The following is a 15,912-nucleotide window of genomic DNA, read 5'->3' as shown; positions in this document are numbered from 1 at the left end:
CGTCGGTATCTTCTGGCTATGAGTGCGATGCGCAGAGGTCTGCTCGGTGTGGTTCTCGCGGCCGTGGTGGTGGTCGGGACGGGTGTGGGTGCCCGTGCTGCGGGGGCGGAGGCCGATCTGGCCCATCATGGCCATCTCTCCTTGTGGGAGGGGCGGATCGGGGTCTGGTTGGTGAGCGAGAACCACGGGCCGTCGGACGTGTCCCAGGCGACGGTGAGGCTGGCGTTCTCCGAGCCGATGGCGGGTGGGCAGGAGCTGCCGCCGTCCTGCCTCTGGGGGAGCGACCGGGTGGTGGTCTGCCGTACGGGTGAGCTGCGGGCCGCGGGCCTGGTGGAGGAACTGGCGCTGGACCTGCGGATGGCGGCGTCTCCGGACGAGGTGACCGTCGACATCTCCACGATGTGGACGGACGGGACCGCCGACGGGAATCCCCGGAACGACCGGCATCGCGTTCTCGTGCTGGCCACGGGTGATCCGTACGTCTTCTGAGGCGCGTCCGAGCCGCGCCCGAGGCGCGTCCGAGCCGCGTCCGTGCGCCCGGCGGTGCCGCACGCACGGTCAGTACGTGTAGCTGTCGGGGCGGACCAGGAGTGTCGTGCGGAGGGTGGGGTCGGCCCAGGTGGCCCGGACGAGGCGGGCCGGTGTGGTGGGGGCGGCGGGGAGTCCGGGTGTGGTGCCTTCGGGGGCGATGAGGACGAACTCGCCCGCGCGCAGCAGTTCGTAGAGCCTGCCTTCGCGCAGTCTCAGGTCGGGGACGCGTCGGTGGGCCCGGCCGTAGGAGATGCCGATGCCGCTGATCATGCCCGTCGCCTTGGCGGAGACGGGTGGCACCTTGGTGAGCAGCTGTGCGGCGAGGGTGCGGGCGGTGCGCAGCAGGGGGCCGCGGGCCATGGCGAGGCGGATGATGGCGCCGCTGCTGCGGAGCACCGCCGCGCCGACGGGGTGACGTTCGGCCTGGTAGCTGTCGAGCAGGGCGTCGGGGTCGGGGGCGTCGCCGTGGAGGACGGCGGCGAGCTTCCAGGAGAGGTTGGCGGCGTCCTGGAGGCCGGTGTTCATGCCTTGGCCGCCGGCGGGGGAGTGGACGTGGGCGGCGTCGCCGGCGAGGAGGACGCGGCCGACGCGATAGGCGGGGGCCTGGCGTTCGTCGCTGTGGAAGCGGGAGATCCAGCGGGCGTCGTGCATGCCGTAGTCCGTGCCGAAGGCGAGACGGGTGATCTCGCGGAGCTCGTCGAGGTCGACGGGTTCGGTGTCCGGGACCTGGCGGGCGCGGTTCCAGCCCATGACGCGGTACCAGCCGTCGCCGAAGGGGGCGATGAAGGCGAAGGCGTCGTCCGCTCCGTTGACGCGGAGCAGGTCTTCGGGCTCCTCGGCGAGGCGGACGTCGGCGAGGACGAGGGAGCGGATCACGGCCGTGCCGGGGAAGGGCAGGCCGAGCGCGGTCCGGACGGCGCTGCGGACGCCGTCGGTGCCGACGAGATAGTGGGCGTGGAGGGTGGTGGGGGTGCCGTCAGGGCCGGTGATCTCGGCGGTGACCCGGTCGGTGTCCTGGTCGAGTCCGCGCAGTTCCGTGCCGTACCGGACGTCCACACCTGTGGACCGCGCGCGGCGTTCGAGGACGCGCTCGACTTCGTACTGCGGGGTGACGAGGAGGTACGGGAAGCGGGAGGGCAGGCGGGACAGGTCGAGGGCGGGGCGGCCGAAGATCCGTAGCCGGCTGAGGGGGGTGCCGGTCGCGACGAGTTCGTCGGCGAGGCCGCGGGCGTCGAGCTGCTCCAGGGTGCGGGCGTGCACGGCGAAGGCCCGGGTCATGTTGCTGATGCCGGCGGGGCGGCGTTCGAGGAGCGTGACGCGGAGGCCCGCGGCGGCGAGGTCGCCGGCGAGGAGCATTCCGGTGGGGCCCGCGCCTACGACGAGGACGTCCGTGTCGAGGTGGTTCATGGCAGCCTCCTGCTGGGGTGCGTGCGCCATCAACGGTCGTTGGCCAACGGGTGTTGGTCAACGCTTGTTGGCAACGGTAGAGCCGTTCGGTCTGGTGCGTCAACACTCGTTGGCCTACAGTTGTTGGCATGACGACCGCCCGCCGCTCCGACGCCACGCGCGCCGCGATCCTCGAAGCCGCCCGCGAACACTTCGCGTCCGACGGCTACGACCGCGCCACCATCCGGGCCATCGCCCGCGACGCCGGAATCGACCCGTCGATGGTGATGCGCTACTACGGCAGCAAGGAGGGGCTGTTCACCGCGGCGTCCGACTTCGAGCTGGACCTGCCCGAGCTCGGCGCCCTGCCGTCCCGGCACATCGGCGCGGTCCTGGTCACGCACTTCCTCGAACGCTGGGAGCGCGACGACGTCCTGACCGCGCTCCTGCGGGTCGGGGTCACCAACCCCGCGGGCGTCGAGCGGATGCAGGAGATCTTCGCGGGGCAGCTCGGGCCGATCACCCGTGGTGTCTGCCCGGACCCGGCGGACGCTCCGCGCCGCGCCGCCCTGGTCGCCTCGCAGATCCTCGGCATGGCGCTCACCCGCTATGTGCTGCGGCTGCCGCCCGCGGTGGAGATGTCCACGGACGAGGTCGTCGCCTGGCTGGGGCCGACGGTCCAGCGCTACCTGACGGACCCGGAGCCGTAGGCCCGCAGGCCCCTGCTCCTTACACTTTCTGCATGCCGCAGAAGAATTCCGGCCGGCGCGACGGTCTCATGAGCGAGCTGTACGACGAGTCCCGCCGCTACATGGCCGCCTACGCGCTCTTCAACCAGGCCGTCGCCGACCATCTGCGGCTCCACCCGACCGACGTGCAGTGCCTGAACCTGCTCTCCCTGGAGTCGGGCCCGGTGACCACCGGCCGCATCGCCGAGCTCACCGGGCTGACCACGGGCTCCGCGACCCGGCTCGTCGACCGGCTGGAGCGGGCCGGCTACCTCACGCGCGAGCGGGACTCCGAGGACCGACGGCGGGTCCTGGTCACCGTGGTGCCGGAGCGGATGGCGGAGCTGGGCGCCTTCTGGCGGCGGCTCAACGACGCCTGGGGCACCATGTTCGACGCGTACAGCGACGCCGAAGTCGCCCTGCTCATCGCCCATATGCGACGGACCGTCGAGCTCAGCGCGGCCCAGGTCGAGCGGCTGCGCACGGGCGACCTGGACTGACGGGCGGTACCGGGCCTCGGGCGGGCCCTTGGGCCGGGGCCCGGGTCAGCGGGTTGCCGCGCCGCCGAACTCGCGCAGGGCGTCGGTGACGATCGCCTCCAGGTGGGCGTGGTGGGCGCCCCGCCAGTAGACCCGCTCGCACTCCGTGCACCGGGCGAAGACGTCGTACGTCTTCTCCGTGCCCTGCTCCAGGCGCTCGCGCACCGAGTCCTTGTCGGCGTCGGTCAGCGGCCCGTTGCAGGCGGTGCAGCGGGTCCAGGGCCGCAGGGGCGGCGCGAACCGCTCCAGTACGTCACGGAGTTGGTCGTCGGGCTGGTCGCTGTACACATAGGCGCCCGCCCACAGCTCCCTGCGGCGCAGCAGCCCCCGGTCCCGGGAGAGCATCACGCGCTGCTCCCGTGCGGAGAGCGCCGCCAGCGCGGGGTCGCCGATGTCCTCGCTCTCGTACGCCGCGTCGACCCCGAGGAGTCGCAACCGCCGCGCGAGCGTGCCCAGATGGACGTCGAGGAGGAACCGGAGCGGGGCGCCGGGCACCTCCTGCGGGCGCTCGACGTCCTCGACCTCGACCGTCTCGCCTGCGGCCGGGATGTGGGACACGCCCACCGGGCGTCCGTCGACCAGGATCCGGCCGGCCTCGGTCAGCGGCACGCCCAGCGACTCCACGACATGGCCGAGCGTCGAGGCGCCGTCGGTGGTCACGGGGGTGCGTCCCGCGCGCCGCTCCGTCGAGACGAAGAGCCGCAGGCCGGGGGCGAAACTGATCTGGATCTCCGGTCCGTTCACGGGGACAGGATGTCACCGCGGCCCACCGCGCGGCCAGGTATTTCGGCCGCGTGCCCCGCGGTGCTCGGCCCAGGGTTTCGGCCCGTGCTGCCACCGGGCCGGCGTCGTTGTCGGGAGGGCGGAGGTGGGTGGTGGTGTCTACGGGTGGAAGGCCTCCGCGTGGTCGGTGGCCCACTCGGTGAAGGTGCGCCCCGGGTGTCCGGTCAGCTCCTGGACGGTCTCGGACAGCGGCACGGGGCGGCCGTCGTGCGAGGCCCAGTAGGAGAGCAGGGCGTCGGCGAAGGCCTCCGGAATGTGGGCGGAGACGGATGCCTTCCACTGCTCCGGGGTGACCGGCACGAAGGGCGCCGGGCGGCCCGTCGCCTCGGTGAGTATCGCCAGCTGCTCGGTGAACGTCAGCGACTCCGGGCCGGTCAGCAGATACGAGGAGCCGCGCAGCCGGGGCTCGGTCAGCACGGCGAACGCGGCCTCGGCGACGTCCCGCTCGTGGATCGGGTCACCGTGCGAACCGGGGTGGGGCAGCTCCACCGGGCGCCCCGCCTTGATCGCCCAGGACCACTGCAGGGCGTTGGTCGCGAAGGCGCCCGGCTGGAGGTGCGTCGCCTCGACGTCGCCCCGGGCGGCCGCGGCCTCCAGGGCGCGTTCGACGGCCAGGTGCGAGGCGGCGATCGGGTTCTCCGCCGCGTCCGGGGCGAGCACGGAGCTGGAGGAGAGCAGGGCGATGTGCTGGACCCCGGCCGCGCGGGCCCGGGCGAGGAAGGTCTCGATGTGCGAGGCCTCCGCGTACAGGAACACGGAGTCGACGCCGTCGAGTGCTGCGTCGAAGTCCGCCGGGTCGGAGAGGTCGCAGCGGACGGTGTCGATGTCGATGCCGCCGGGTGGTGCGAGGTCCGCGGGGTTCTTGGACGCGGCCCTGACCTTGACTCCCGCGCCGTGCAGGAGCCCGAGGAGGGTGGAGCCGACGCGGCCGCGGCTGCCGGTGACGAGGACGGTCATGTGAAGGGCTCCTTCGGTGAGATCCCCACGCATTCGACTGCGTAGAGAAGAATCTGTGTCACGCAGATAAATATCCGCGAGGGTGCGCCGCCCGTCAACCCTGATTCCACCCTGGGGCGACCCCCTGAGGCGGCCCTGCGCCGGTCCTGGGGCGGGGCTCCCTGAGGCGGGGTCCTCGGGCCGGTCCTCAGGGGGCTATCGGGGGGCCTTGGGGGGCCTTGGGGGGCTCTGAGCCGGGTTCGAGTCGACCCTCAGCAGCCCTGAGGTACCGTCCCGGCATGAAGATCGTCGACCTTGAGCCCGGTGACCCGCGTCTGGACTCCGACCTGCTCCCCGTCCTGCTCGAACTGCGTCCCCACCTCACGTCGGAGCTCTTCCGCGAGGTGCAGGAGCGAGGCCGCGCCCAGGGGCTGCGCTTCACCGCCGCCTACGCGGACGACGACACCTGCGTGGGCGCCGCCGGCTGGCGGATCATCGACAACACCAGCTCCATCCGCAAGCTCTACGTCGACGACCTGGTGACCGCCGCCGACACCCGTTCCACCGGCGTCGGCCACGCGCTCCTGGCCCACCTGGAGGACCACGCGCGCCAGGCGGGCTGCCTGGAGCTGAACCTCGACTCCGGCACCCACCGCACCGGAGCCCACCGCTTCTACCTGCGCGAACGTCTCGACATCGTCGCCTTCCACTTCAGCAAGGAGCTCAAGCCTCAGGAGAGCGAGAAGCCCTAGGGGGGCGAGAGGCCCTAGGGCGGCGAGAGGCCCAGGTCAGGGTTCCGACACCTGACGGGCGTACGCGGTGGGTGGTACCCCGACCGTCGCCGTGAAGTCCCGTACGAGATGGGCCTGATCGCTGTAGCCCAGCTCGGCCGCGAGCCCGGCCCAGTCCGGGGAGCCCTCGGTCCCGGTCGCCTCGGCGCGTTCGAGGGCCTCGTGGATGCGGTAGCGCAGGATGACCCATTTCGGGCCGACGCCCACGTAGGTGGCGAAGAGCCGCTGGAGCGACCGGCTCGAAAGACCCGCCGCATCCGCCAGTTCGGACACGCGGCGGATCGACCGGTCCGTGCGGACCACGGCGACCAGATCCATCGCCTGCGTGGCCTGCGGATCGGGGGCGGGGCCGAGGGCGAGCAGGAAGGCGTCGAGCGCCGCCACGCGCGCGTGGTCGGTCTCCGGGCCCAGTACGGCGGCCACGGAGGCGGCGTCGGCGTCCGCGAAGACCTCGTCGAGCGGGACGCGTCGGCCGGTCCAGTCCGACACCGGCCGTTCGGGGGCGAAGGGGCGGAAGCCGCCAGGCCGGAACTGCACGCCGCAGACCCGGCCGACGCCAGTGAGCTTCTTCGTGAACAGTTCGAGCCCGATCCCGGAGACCTCCGCGAAGGTCGTCTCCTCGGTCCCGTCCGAGTGCCCGTCCGAGTGTCCGTCCGGGTTCCGGTATCGCTGGAAGACGATGTTCACCGACGGATGCGGGACGACGTGGCTCGCGTACGGCTCGGAGAGGTTCCAGTCGATGAACCAGTAGTGCTCCAGGTACGGGCGCAGCTCCGGCGCCGGATCATGACGGCGGAACCGGACGCGGGTGAGGAGTTCGGCGCCGTCGACGATTCCCCGGGTGTCGCGGCGTGGACCGGAAGGAGTCATGGCGCGGAGCCTAGGGGTGCTCTCGGACAGTGGGGGGGCGTGAGGTGGGAGGGCGGGGCGCACGGCTCCGTTCATGCCTCGCCTCGTCACCCCGGCTCGCCTCGCCTCGGCGCGTCGCCCGCCTCTCCTCGTCGCCCCGCCCCGCTCAGCGCAGGCGGCCTGCGGAGCCCACCGAGAGGCGGGAGACGACCTGGCCGAACGCGTCCTCCTCGGCCGGGGTCAGCGACACCGTCTCGTGGGGGTGCCAGACCCGCTCCAGGGGCGCCGCCGCCCGCGCGCGGCGGGCGCGGGAGCGCAGGCTCAGCGCGACCCAGGCGGCCGTGGATACGGCGAGCAGTCCGACGAGGGTGATCACGCGGGGGTCCGAGAACTGGCCGGGCAAGGACGACATGGCTGACTCCGGGGAGCGAGGGCCGGTACGGAAACGCGCCCTGGCAGACGGCGCGCGCGCACGGCGCTGACGATTCCTGCTGCTTCCTCCCGACCTGTTCAGTTAACACCACCATGGGGGACTTTCGGCAGGGGGGTCCGGGACCTAGGTCCCGGCCGGTACCGGTGGGCCGGAGGCCCTCTTGTGCGGGTCGGTGAAGCGCCCCAAGGTGTCGGGACAGGCAGGTTTCGGCCGGGGAGGGAGCAGCCGCATGTCGGACGCGAGGGCGTGGGGGTTCACCGACGACAGGGGTACGGCGCTGGAGGCCGTACGTACGCCGGCGAGGGTGGTGGCCTATGTACGGGCGGGGGCCGCGCTGCTCGACCTGGGGGTGACGCCGGTCGCGGTGTACGGCTCCGGGCACGACGGCGACGCCCTCGACCCGGTGAAGGCGGGGCGGCTGGAATCGGCCGGAGTCCCGTACCTGGGGCCGGGGCGGGCCCTGGACGAGGCGCGGCTGCGGGGGGTGGGTCCGGAGCTGATCGTCGACGTCACGTACGACGGGAAGAGCGCGTACGCGCTGGACGAGGGGGTCGCGGAGCGGCTGGGGGTGCCGGTGGTGGCGCTCTCGGTCGGGAACGAGTTGACGCTCGGCGCGGTCATCGGGCGGTTCGGGGAGTTGGCGTCGGCGCTGGGTGGTGGCGCTGATCTTGCGGCTTCCGCCGGTCTTGTGGCTTCCGCCGAGGCGGCCTTGCGGGACGCTGCCGCGGGGGTGGACGTCGGTGTGCTCGCGCTCTCCGGGGCCGGGCCGGACCAGGTCCACCTTGCTCGGCCGCATGCGTGGCCCGAGCTGGCGCGGCTGGCTGAGCTGGGGGTGCGGTTGGTGGATCCCGGCCCCGGGCCCGGGGCGAACTGGCTCACGGCGGACTGGGGGCGGGTGGCGGCGTTGGAGCCGGGGCTCGTGCTGTACGACAGCCGCGCGAATGCGGTCGGGCCGGGGCCGGGGCCTGCGGGGCCTGCGGGGCCTGCGGGGGGTGCGGGCGGTGCGCGGGTGGCGCCTTGGAATCCGGAGACGCCGCCGAGTGCGGTGGCGTACGCCGCGTTCTTCCTGGAGCTTGCGGAGGCGCTCCGCGGGTAGCCCGTGTCCTGCCCTGCCCCGGGCCCGGGGCACCCCGGAGGCGCGCGCGGCCCCCGGGGCGGGGCCTGGGCCGAACGGTTCTGGGACGGGCACCGCCCCCGTGGGCTGTGCCCACCCTCCCCCTAGGACTTCGTCCTGGGGGGCACCCGCCCACAACGCGGGCCGCGGCGGTCCCGGTCGTAGCGGCCCGCGTTACCCCAGCCTCGCCCGTAGGGAGCCCGCGAATTCTTCTGCTCTTGCCAGTTGGGCGCGGAGTTCGGCCACGCGTTCTGTGGCGGCTTGTTCGTAGTGGCGGACTCGGGCGAGGAGGGTGGTGCGGTCGGTGGGGGTGAGGTGGGGGTCCGCGAGGCGGTCCACCGCTCTGAGGAGATCGCGGGTCTCGTCGATCGTGAAGCCCAGGGGCTTCATCCGGCGGATCACCATCAGCCGGTCGACGTCCGCGTCCGTGTAGAGCGGGAAGCCGCCCGGCGACGAGGCGGAGGGGACGACGAGGCCGCTGTCCTCGTACTGGCGGATGGTCCGCAGGGACATGTCCGTCCGTGCGGCTACCTCGCCGATCTGCATGGGTTCGCCGGCCATGCGCAGTCTGCTCACGGCGCCCGTCCTTCCCGCGCGGCTTGCGCGCACCCTGAAGTCATTTGTCCTAACTTCAGCACTTATGAGAGCTGGAAGTGCGGCGAAACGCCTGCTGGTGGGACGGCCATTGGACAGCGGCCGGCTCGGCGAGACCCTGCTGCCCAAGCGGCTCGCCCTGCCGATCTTCTGCAGCGACCCGCTCTCCTCCGTCGCGTACGCCACCGAGGAGATCCTGCTGATCCTCGCGCTCGGCGGACTCGCCGTACTCCATCTGGCCTGGTACGCGGCGGTCGCGATCGTCATCCTGCTCCTGGTCGTCGTCGCCTCCTACCGGCAGACCTGTTACGCCTACCCGGGCGGCGGCGGGGCCTACGTCGTCTCCGCCGAGAACCTCGGCCAGACCGCCGCGCTCACCGCCGCCAGCGCCCTGCTCATCGACTACGTGATGACCGTCGCCGTCTCGATCGTCTCGGGCGTCGCGGCCATCACCTCGGCCGTGCCCGCGCTCGACGGATCCGCGGTCGGCCTGTCCGTCGCGTTCGTGGTGATCCTGGCCTGGCTCAATCTGCGCGGTGTCCGCGAGTCGGGGCGCTACTTCGCCATCCCGACGTACGCCTTCATCGCCACCATCTACCTCATGTTCGCCGTCGCGGCCGTCCGGATGGCGACCGGGGCGACGATCCGCGCCGAATCCTCCGACCTGCCCGTCCACGCCGAATCCAGCTACGCGGGCCTCGCGCTCGTGCTGCTCGCCATGCGCGCCTTCGCCTCCGGCTGTACGGCCCTGACCGGTGTCGAGGCCATCAGCAACGGCGTACCGGCGTTCGCGAAGCCCAAGAGCCGCAACGCGGCCACCACCCTCGCGATCATGGGCGCCTTCGCCGTGACGATGTTCTTCGGGATCACCACCCTCGCCATGATCTACGAGGTGCACGTCGCCGAGGACCCGACCGAGCTCGGGCTCGCCCCCGGCACCGCGATGCCCACCGCGCTCGCCCAGATCGGCCGCGCCACCTTCGGCAGCTGGCACTTCCTCTTCTACCTGCTCCAGGCCGTCACCGCCGCCGTCCTGATCATGGCGGCCAACACCGCCTTCAACGGCTTCCCCATGCTCGCCTCCGTCCTCGGCCGCGACCGCTACGCGCCCCGCCAGCTCTTCCACCGCGGTGACCGGCTCGTCTACTCCAACGGCGTCGTCCTGCTCTCCCTCGCCGCCATCGCCCTGATCGTCGCCTTCGACGCCAACCTCACCCGCCTCATCCAGCTCTACATCATCGGAGTCTTCGTCTCCTTCACCCTGTCCCAGGCGGGCATGGTCAAGCACTGGCGGCGAGAACTCGCCACCCCGGAAGGCGCCGCGAACCGGATCCACATCCTGCGCCGCCTCGCCATCAACGCCTTCGGCGCCTGCCTCACGGCCGTCGTCCTCGTCATCGTGCTGATCACCAAGTTCACGCACGGCGCCTGGATCGTCGTCATCGCCATGCCCGTGCTCTTCGCCGGCATGAAGGGGGTGCGCCGGCACTACGAGACCGTCGCCGCCGAGGTCGCCGTCCCGGCCGACGCCCGCCCCCACCCGCTCTCCGAGAACCACGTCATGGTCCTGGTGGCCTCCGTCAACGCGCCGAGCCTGAGGGCGCTCTCCTACGCCAAGACCCTGCGCCCCGCCTCACTGACGGCGGTCACCGTCGCCGAGGACCCCGCGGAGGCGGAGGTGCTCCGCGCCACCTGGGACGCCCACGGCATCGACGTACCGCTGCGGGTGCTCAGCTCCCCGTACCGCTCCATCGTCCAGCCGGTCCTGCGCCACATCCGGGAGGCGCCCGAGCGGACCGGGGACTCGGTGGTGTCGGTCGTCATCCCGGAGTACGTCGTCGGGCACTGGTGGGAGCAGCCGCTGCACAACCAGAGCGCGCTACGGCTCAAGGCCCGGCTGTTGTTCATGAAGAACGTCGTCGTCATCGACGTTCCGTACCGGCTCGCCTCCGCCCGCGAACTGGCCGCCGAGCGCGCGCGAGCCGCCGCCGCCCGTGACAAGGAGGGGTAGTGGGACCCAGGGGCTGCCAGGCGTCGCGGCCCCGGCCGTGATTCGCCGGACAGGCCCCTACGGCCACACCAAGCAGTACGGCTGATGCCCCGCCTCGTGCAAGCGGTGGCTGAAGTCCTGCCACTCGTGCAGCAGCTGGTAGACGTTGAAGGCGTCCCGCGGGCCGCCGCGGTCCGGGACCGTGGACCAGATGAAGGCCGCCGCGCCGACCGACTCCTCGCCGATGCCGCGCAGCGGGTCGACCACGGTCATGGGCAGCTTCACCACGGCGTAGTCGGGATGGAGGACGACCAGTTCCAGCGGGGGCACCTTGTGCAAGGGCATGCCTTGGATGCCCGTGAGGACCATCGCGGCTATCGTCTCGGGCTTGATCTTCGTGAACATGCCGCCCATGCCGAGCTCGTCGCCGCCCAGCTCCTCCGGGCGCATCGAGATCGGGACGCGGGCCGCCGTGGCACCGTCGGGCGCACCGAAGTACTTGTACGTCACCCCCAACCGGCCACTCCCGCCCTGCGTCGTGGGTTCCGAGGCCCCTGTGGACCCCGTCGATTGCGTGGGCTCTTCCGTACGGCGTCGCCGGTGCTTCCCCCGCCGGGCAGGCTCGGGACCCAGATCGTCCGTCCCCTCGCCCAGTCCGCCACCGCGATGCATATCTCCACCCGACTGCTTTTTAGGCAACACGACCCCCGCCGCGCAACCCGATCATCGTGACAGTGACCTCCCCCACGCTCTCGCGGTGAAACACCTGTCCGCAAGAACGTCCGGCCCTCTGACACCATGGATTCCGTGAGCCATCCCTATGACGCCCCAGTTTCGCAGACGCCGAGGATCGACGCCCCGGCGTAACGCACAGGGTGCTCACACCCCTACCGTAGTGCTCGCAGCCGTACTCGCAGGTCAGGACCACAGTGCCGTATTCATACGAAGCCCCAGTCTCACAGACGCTTTTCGACCGCGCGTCCCTCGTGACGCCCGGCGGCGTGAACTCACCGGTGCGCGCCTTCCGAGCCGTGGGCGGAACGCCCCGGTTCATGGTGTCCGGTACCGGCCCGTACCTCACCGACGCGGACGGCAGGGAGTATGTCGACCTCGTCTGCTCGTGGGGGCCGATGATTCTCGGCCACTCCCACCCCGAGGTGATCGCCGCCGTGCAGGCCGCCGTCGCCCGCGGCACCTCCTTCGGTACGCCGGGGGAGGGCGAGGTCGCCCTCGCCGAGGAGATCGTCGCCCGGATCGAGCCCGTCGAGCAGGTCCGGCTCGTCTCCTCCGGTACGGAGGCCACGATGTCCGCGATCCGGCTCGCCCGCGGCTTCACCGGCCGGGCGAAGGTCGTGAAGTTCGCCGGCTGCTACCACGGGCACGTGGACGCGCTGCTCGCCGCCGCCGGCTCCGGCGTGGCCACGTTCGGCCTGCCCGACACGCCCGGGGTGACCGGTGCGCAGGCCGGCGACACGATCGTCCTGCCGTACAACGACCTGGAGGCCGTGCACGAGGCCTTCCACCGGTACCCGGGCGAGATCGCCTGTGTGATCACCGAGGCCTCGCCGGGCAACATGGGCGTCGTTCCGCCGCTGCCCGGCTTCAACCAGGGCCTGAAGGACGCGTGCGCGAAGAACGGCGCGCTGTACATCTCCGACGAGGTCATGACCGGCTTCCGGACCTCCCGCGCCGGCTGGTACGGCGTCGACGGTGTGAAGCCCGACCTGATGACCTTCGGCAAGGTCATGGGCGGCGGCTTCCCGGCCGCGGCGTTCGGCGGCCGCGCCGACGTCATGGGGCACCTCGCCCCGGCCGGCCCGGTCTACCAGGCGGGCACCCTCTCCGGTAACCCGATCGCCACCGCCGCCGGCCTCGCGCAGCTGCGGCTGCTCGACGACGCCGCGTACGCCACGGTCGACGCCGTGTCGAAGGAGATCCAGGGGCTCGTCACCGACGCGCTCAGCAAGGAGGGCGTCGCGCACCGGCTGCAGACCGCCTCCAACATGTTCTCCGTCTTCTTCACGTCCACCGAGGTCCGCAACTACGACGACGCGAAGAAGCAGGAGGCGTTCCGCTTCAACGCCTTCTTCCACTCGATGCTGGCCGACGGGGTCTACCTGCCGCCGTCCGCGTTCGAGTCCTGGTTCGTGTCGACGGCGCACGACGAGCGCGCGATCGAGCGGATCGCCGCCGCGCTGCCCGCCGCCGCGCGCGCCGCAGCGGAGGCCACGGCATGAGCGTCGACGACATCGCCGGTATCGACGGCAACGACGACATCACCGTCGTCCACCTGGTGCGCCACGGCGAGGTGCACAACCCCGACGGCGTCCTCTACGGCCGCCGCGGCGGCTACCACCTCTCCGAGCTGGGCCGGCAGATGGCCGACCGCGTCGCCGAGCACCTGGCCGACCGGGACATCACGCACGTCGTGGCCTCCCCGCTGGAGCGGGCGCAGGAGACGGCCCAGCCGGTCGCCAAGAGCCACGGCCTGGACCTGGCCACGGACGGGCGGCTGATCGAGGCGGGGAACGTCTTCGAGGGCAAGACCTTCGGCGTCGGTGACGGCGCCCTGCGCAAGCCGGGCAACTGGAAGCACCTCACCAACCCGTTCAAGCCGTCCTGGGGCGAGCCGTACGTCGAGCAGGTCGTACGGATGATGGGCGCCCTGGACGCGGCGAAGGACGCGGCGCGCGGCCACGAGGCGGTCTGCGTCAGCCACCAGCTGCCGATCTGGATCGTGCGGAGCTTCGTGGAGAAGCGGCGGCTGTGGCACGACCCGCGGCGTCGGCAGTGCACGCTGGCCTCGCTGACCTCGTTCACGTACCAGGGCGACAAGATCGTCTCGGTCGGCTACAGCGAGCCGGCGCGTGACCTCGTCCCCGCGCACCTGCTGGCGGGCGCGAAGCCGGTCAAGGGGAAGGCGAAGGCCTTCGGCGCGTAGCGCTACTGCGGGGGCCAGGACGTTTTGCGGAGGCCGGTGCGTGTCGTGCGGGTCCGTTGTGGCTTGTCGCGCAGTTCCCCGCGCCCCTAAACCCCCTGGGCCCCCGCGCCCCTAAGCCCCCCGCCACGTAGAGGTTTCGTGTAGGGCGTTCGGGCACCAGTTCTGTGGGTACACCGTCAGGGCGATCGGGTGACGTGAAGTCATCTGGTCGCCCTGAAATATTTGTGCTAATTCCCGGAACCTACGCGTTCCTCCCGGCATCTCACTCATTGTCGGTTTGGATGACCTTTCGGTCATACGTAAACGCGAATGGGGACGTCATGCGCGGGATCACTCGAAGGGGACTCATCGGGGCGGGCGTTGGCGCTGCCGCCGCGATCGGGATCGCCGGATGCAGCGGCAACGGGTCGGACAAATCGGGAAGTACCGGACCTGGCAAGGGTGGTGACGTCTCCGGATCCCCGAGCGCCCCCAAGCCCACCGGTCCAGAGGCGAAACTCATCGGTGACGGTTCCACCGCCGACACCGGAAAGCAGCCGAACCAGCCCGACGCCCCCGTCCCGCTCGAACCCGGCCAGACCCCGCCTCAGTTCGTGATCTTCTCCTGGGACGGTGCGGGAGAGGTCGGCAACGGCCTCTTCCCCCGCTTCCTGGAACTGGCCAAGAACCACGACGCCGCGATGACCTTCTTCCTCTCCGGGGTCTACCTCCTCCCGGAGTCCAAGAAGAACCTGTACCGCCCGCCGAACAACCGCGTCGGCGCCTCCGACATCGGCTACCTCACCGACGACCACATCAAGGACACCCTCAAGAACGTCCGCCAGGCGTGGCTCGACGGCCACGAGATAGGCACGCACTTCAACGGCCACTTCTGCGGCGGCTCCGGCTCGGTCGGCAACTGGACCCCGGCCCAGTGGCAGAGCGAGATCGACCAGGCGATGAAGTTCGTCACCGAGTGGAAGACCAACAGCGGCTGGACCGACCTCGACCCGCTGCCCTTCGACTACAGCAAGGAACTCGTCGGCGGCCGCACTCCCTGCCTCCTCGGCCAGGACAACCTGCTGCCCACCGCCAAGCGCCTCGGCTGGCGCTACGACGCCAGCTCGCCCGGCGGCCGCCAGATGTGGCCGGTCAAGCGCCAGGGCATCTGGGACCTCCCGCTGCAGGCCGTGCCCTTCCCCGGCCACTCCTTCGAGGTCCTGTCCATGGACTACAACATCCTCGCCAACCAGTCGAAGAACACCACCAAGGGCGTGCCCGCGCGCTACCCGGGCTGGCGCAAGCAGGCCACCGAGGCGTACCTCGCCGGGTTCAAGCGCGCCTACGAGTCCAACCGCGCGCCCTTCTTCATCGGCAACCACTTCGAGCAGTGGAACGGCGGCATCTACATGGACGCCGTCGAGGAGTCGCTGAAGGGCATGGCGGGCAAGAAGGACGTCCGGCTCGTCTCCTTCCGCCAGTTCGTGGACTGGCTGGACGTGCAGGACCCCAAGATCCTCGCCAAGCTCCGCACGCTGGAGGTGGGCCAGACGCCGACCGGCGGCTGGAGCACCTTCCTCAAGACCGTCTAGGTCGAGGACGGAAGACCGCTTACGGCCCGTACGTCCCTTAAGCCCCCTTGACAAGGGGCTTTACGGGCACCCAGGGGGGCGCCCAAGATCCCCCAAACGCCCATGCGAAACTTTTCACATGAGCCTTAGCCGTGCCCCTCGACGCACCCTGCTCGCCGTCGGAGCCCTGTCGGCCGCCCTCGCTCTGTCGGCCTGCAGCTCGGACTCCAACGGCAAGTCGGGCGGCGGCGGCGGAACCAACTTCGTGACCAACACGGGCGGTATCTCCACCGTCGCCAAGGGCGAGCGCACGGCGCCCAACCAGATCGCGGGCGAGACCCTCGAAGGCGAGAAGCTCGACGTCGCCGACCTCAAGGGCAAGGTCGTCGTCCTCAACGCCTGGGGATCGTGGTGCGGCCCCTGCCGCGCCGAGGCCTCGCACTTTGCCAAGGTCGCGAACGACCTCAAGGGCAAGGGCGTCGAATTCGTCGGACTGAACACCCGCGATTTCAACAAGCAGCAGGCGATCACCTTCGAAGAGGACTACAAGGTCCCCTACCCGAGCCTGTACGACCCGGCCGGCAAGGTGATCCTCAACGGATTCCCCAAGGGCACGCTCAACCTCCAGGCCATTCCGTCCACCGTCGTCCTCGACAAGGACGGCAAGGTCGCCGCCCGCGCCCTCATGGCTCTCGACGAGAAGAAGCTCCGCTCGATGATCGAGCCGCTTCTCGCGGAGAAGTGATC

General features: G+C 71.2%; 17 protein-coding genes. 10 read left to right on the top strand and 7 right to left on the bottom strand.

The genetic code is table 11. The annotated features are described in order from the left end of the window. The first annotated feature begins 18 nt into the window (after positions 1-18). Entirely contained in the window at positions 19-489 is a 471-nt protein-coding gene (locus tag ACGFYP_RS33355; RefSeq protein WP_361964646.1) for a hypothetical protein, read from the top strand. A gap of 69 nt (positions 490-558) precedes the next feature. Here the strand turns inward: ACGFYP_RS33355 and ACGFYP_RS33350 are convergent, their stop codons facing one another. Beyond that, the gene (locus ACGFYP_RS33350; protein ID WP_393501641.1) at positions 559-1,938 is read right to left on the bottom strand and encodes an FAD-dependent monooxygenase; all 1,380 of its coding nucleotides are present in this window, start codon (positions 1,936-1,938) and stop codon (positions 559-561) included. Positions 1,939-2,066: 128 nt separating this feature from the next. Here ACGFYP_RS33350 and ACGFYP_RS33345 point away from each other — a divergent pair, with 128 nt between their 5' ends. Both ACGFYP_RS33345 and ACGFYP_RS33340 read left to right on the top strand, forming a co-directional pair. After that, entirely contained in the window at positions 2,067-2,627 is a 561-nt protein-coding gene (locus ACGFYP_RS33345; RefSeq protein ID WP_361964642.1) for a TetR family transcriptional regulator, read from the top strand. A 32-nt stretch (positions 2,628-2,659) separates the two neighbouring features. Then, positions 2,660-3,145: a MarR family winged helix-turn-helix transcriptional regulator gene (locus ACGFYP_RS33340; RefSeq protein WP_361964640.1), complete on the top strand. Its 486-nt coding sequence runs from the start codon at positions 2,660-2,662 to the stop codon at positions 3,143-3,145. 45 nt (positions 3,146-3,190) lie between these two features. Here ACGFYP_RS33340 and ACGFYP_RS33335 read toward each other — a convergent pair whose 3' ends face one another. Both ACGFYP_RS33335 and ACGFYP_RS33330 read right to left on the bottom strand, forming a co-directional pair. Further along, positions 3,191-3,928 (bottom strand): Mut7-C RNAse domain-containing protein, encoded by a 738-nt coding sequence (locus ACGFYP_RS33335; protein WP_393501638.1) that lies wholly within the window; start codon positions 3,926-3,928, stop codon positions 3,191-3,193. 138 nt (positions 3,929-4,066) lie between these two features. After that, positions 4,067-4,924 (bottom strand): NAD(P)H-binding protein, encoded by an 858-nt coding sequence (locus ACGFYP_RS33330; RefSeq protein WP_393501636.1) that lies wholly within the window; start codon positions 4,922-4,924, stop codon positions 4,067-4,069. A 278-nt stretch (positions 4,925-5,202) separates the two neighbouring features. Here ACGFYP_RS33330 and ACGFYP_RS33325 point away from each other — a divergent pair, with 278 nt between their 5' ends. After that, positions 5,203-5,655 (top strand): GNAT family N-acetyltransferase, encoded by a 453-nt coding sequence (locus ACGFYP_RS33325; RefSeq protein WP_393501634.1) that lies wholly within the window; start codon positions 5,203-5,205, stop codon positions 5,653-5,655. Positions 5,656-5,691: 36 nt separating this feature from the next. Here the strand turns inward: ACGFYP_RS33325 and ACGFYP_RS33320 are convergent, their stop codons facing one another. Both ACGFYP_RS33320 and ACGFYP_RS33315 read right to left on the bottom strand, forming a co-directional pair. Further along, positions 5,692-6,564: a DUF6597 domain-containing transcriptional factor gene (locus ACGFYP_RS33320; protein WP_393501632.1), complete on the bottom strand. Its 873-nt coding sequence runs from the start codon at positions 6,562-6,564 to the stop codon at positions 5,692-5,694. 145 nt (positions 6,565-6,709) lie between these two features. Further along, on the bottom strand, positions 6,710-6,955 hold the full coding sequence (locus ACGFYP_RS33315; protein WP_393501630.1) for a hypothetical protein: 246 nt from the start codon (positions 6,953-6,955) through the stop codon (positions 6,710-6,712). Positions 6,956-7,205: 250 nt separating this feature from the next. Between ACGFYP_RS33315 and ACGFYP_RS33310 the strand changes: the two genes are divergently transcribed. Further along, positions 7,206-8,072, top strand: a complete 867-nt coding sequence (locus tag ACGFYP_RS33310; RefSeq protein ID WP_393501628.1) for an ABC transporter substrate-binding protein — start codon at positions 7,206-7,208, stop codon at positions 8,070-8,072. Between the two features lie 192 nt (positions 8,073-8,264). Here the strand turns inward: ACGFYP_RS33310 and ACGFYP_RS33305 are convergent, their stop codons facing one another. Beyond that, the gene (locus tag ACGFYP_RS33305) at positions 8,265-8,651 is read right to left on the bottom strand and encodes a MerR family transcriptional regulator (protein WP_393501687.1); all 387 of its coding nucleotides are present in this window, start codon (positions 8,649-8,651) and stop codon (positions 8,265-8,267) included. A gap of 79 nt (positions 8,652-8,730) precedes the next feature. On the opposite strand from ACGFYP_RS33305, the gene ACGFYP_RS33300 reads away from it, so the two are divergent. Further along, positions 8,731-10,695: an APC family permease gene (locus ACGFYP_RS33300; RefSeq protein WP_393501626.1), complete on the top strand. Its 1,965-nt coding sequence runs from the start codon at positions 8,731-8,733 to the stop codon at positions 10,693-10,695. A gap of 57 nt (positions 10,696-10,752) precedes the next feature. On the opposite strand, the gene ACGFYP_RS33295 is transcribed toward ACGFYP_RS33300, so the two are convergent. Then, entirely contained in the window at positions 10,753-11,346 is a 594-nt protein-coding gene (locus ACGFYP_RS33295) for a hypothetical protein (RefSeq protein ID WP_393501624.1), read from the bottom strand. Between the two features lie 257 nt (positions 11,347-11,603). Between ACGFYP_RS33295 and hemL the strand changes: the two genes are divergently transcribed. From hemL to ACGFYP_RS33275, 4 genes are all read left to right on the top strand, one after another. Then, on the top strand, positions 11,604-12,911 hold the full coding sequence (gene hemL, locus ACGFYP_RS33290) for a glutamate-1-semialdehyde 2,1-aminomutase (protein WP_361964622.1): 1,308 nt from the start codon (positions 11,604-11,606) through the stop codon (positions 12,909-12,911). After that, positions 12,908-13,615 (top strand): histidine phosphatase family protein, encoded by a 708-nt coding sequence (locus tag ACGFYP_RS33285; protein ID WP_361964620.1) that lies wholly within the window; start codon positions 12,908-12,910, stop codon positions 13,613-13,615. Before hemL ends, ACGFYP_RS33285 begins: the two co-directional genes overlap by 4 nt. Before the next feature lie 320 nt (positions 13,616-13,935). After that, entirely contained in the window at positions 13,936-15,186 is a 1,251-nt protein-coding gene (locus ACGFYP_RS33280) for a hypothetical protein (protein ID WP_393501621.1), read from the top strand. Positions 15,187-15,304: 118 nt separating this feature from the next. Beyond that, positions 15,305-15,910 (top strand): TlpA disulfide reductase family protein, encoded by a 606-nt coding sequence (locus tag ACGFYP_RS33275; RefSeq protein WP_361964616.1) that lies wholly within the window; start codon positions 15,305-15,307, stop codon positions 15,908-15,910. The last annotated feature ends 2 nt before the right edge of the window (positions 15,911-15,912 follow it).

The sequence above is a fragment of the Streptomyces sp. NPDC048370 genome (assembly GCF_043200825.1).
GTDB lineage: Bacteria > Actinomycetota > Actinomycetes > Streptomycetales > Streptomycetaceae > Streptomyces.
Note: the sequence above shows the minus strand (reverse complement) of the source record. Positions and strands in the feature narration are given on the sequence as shown.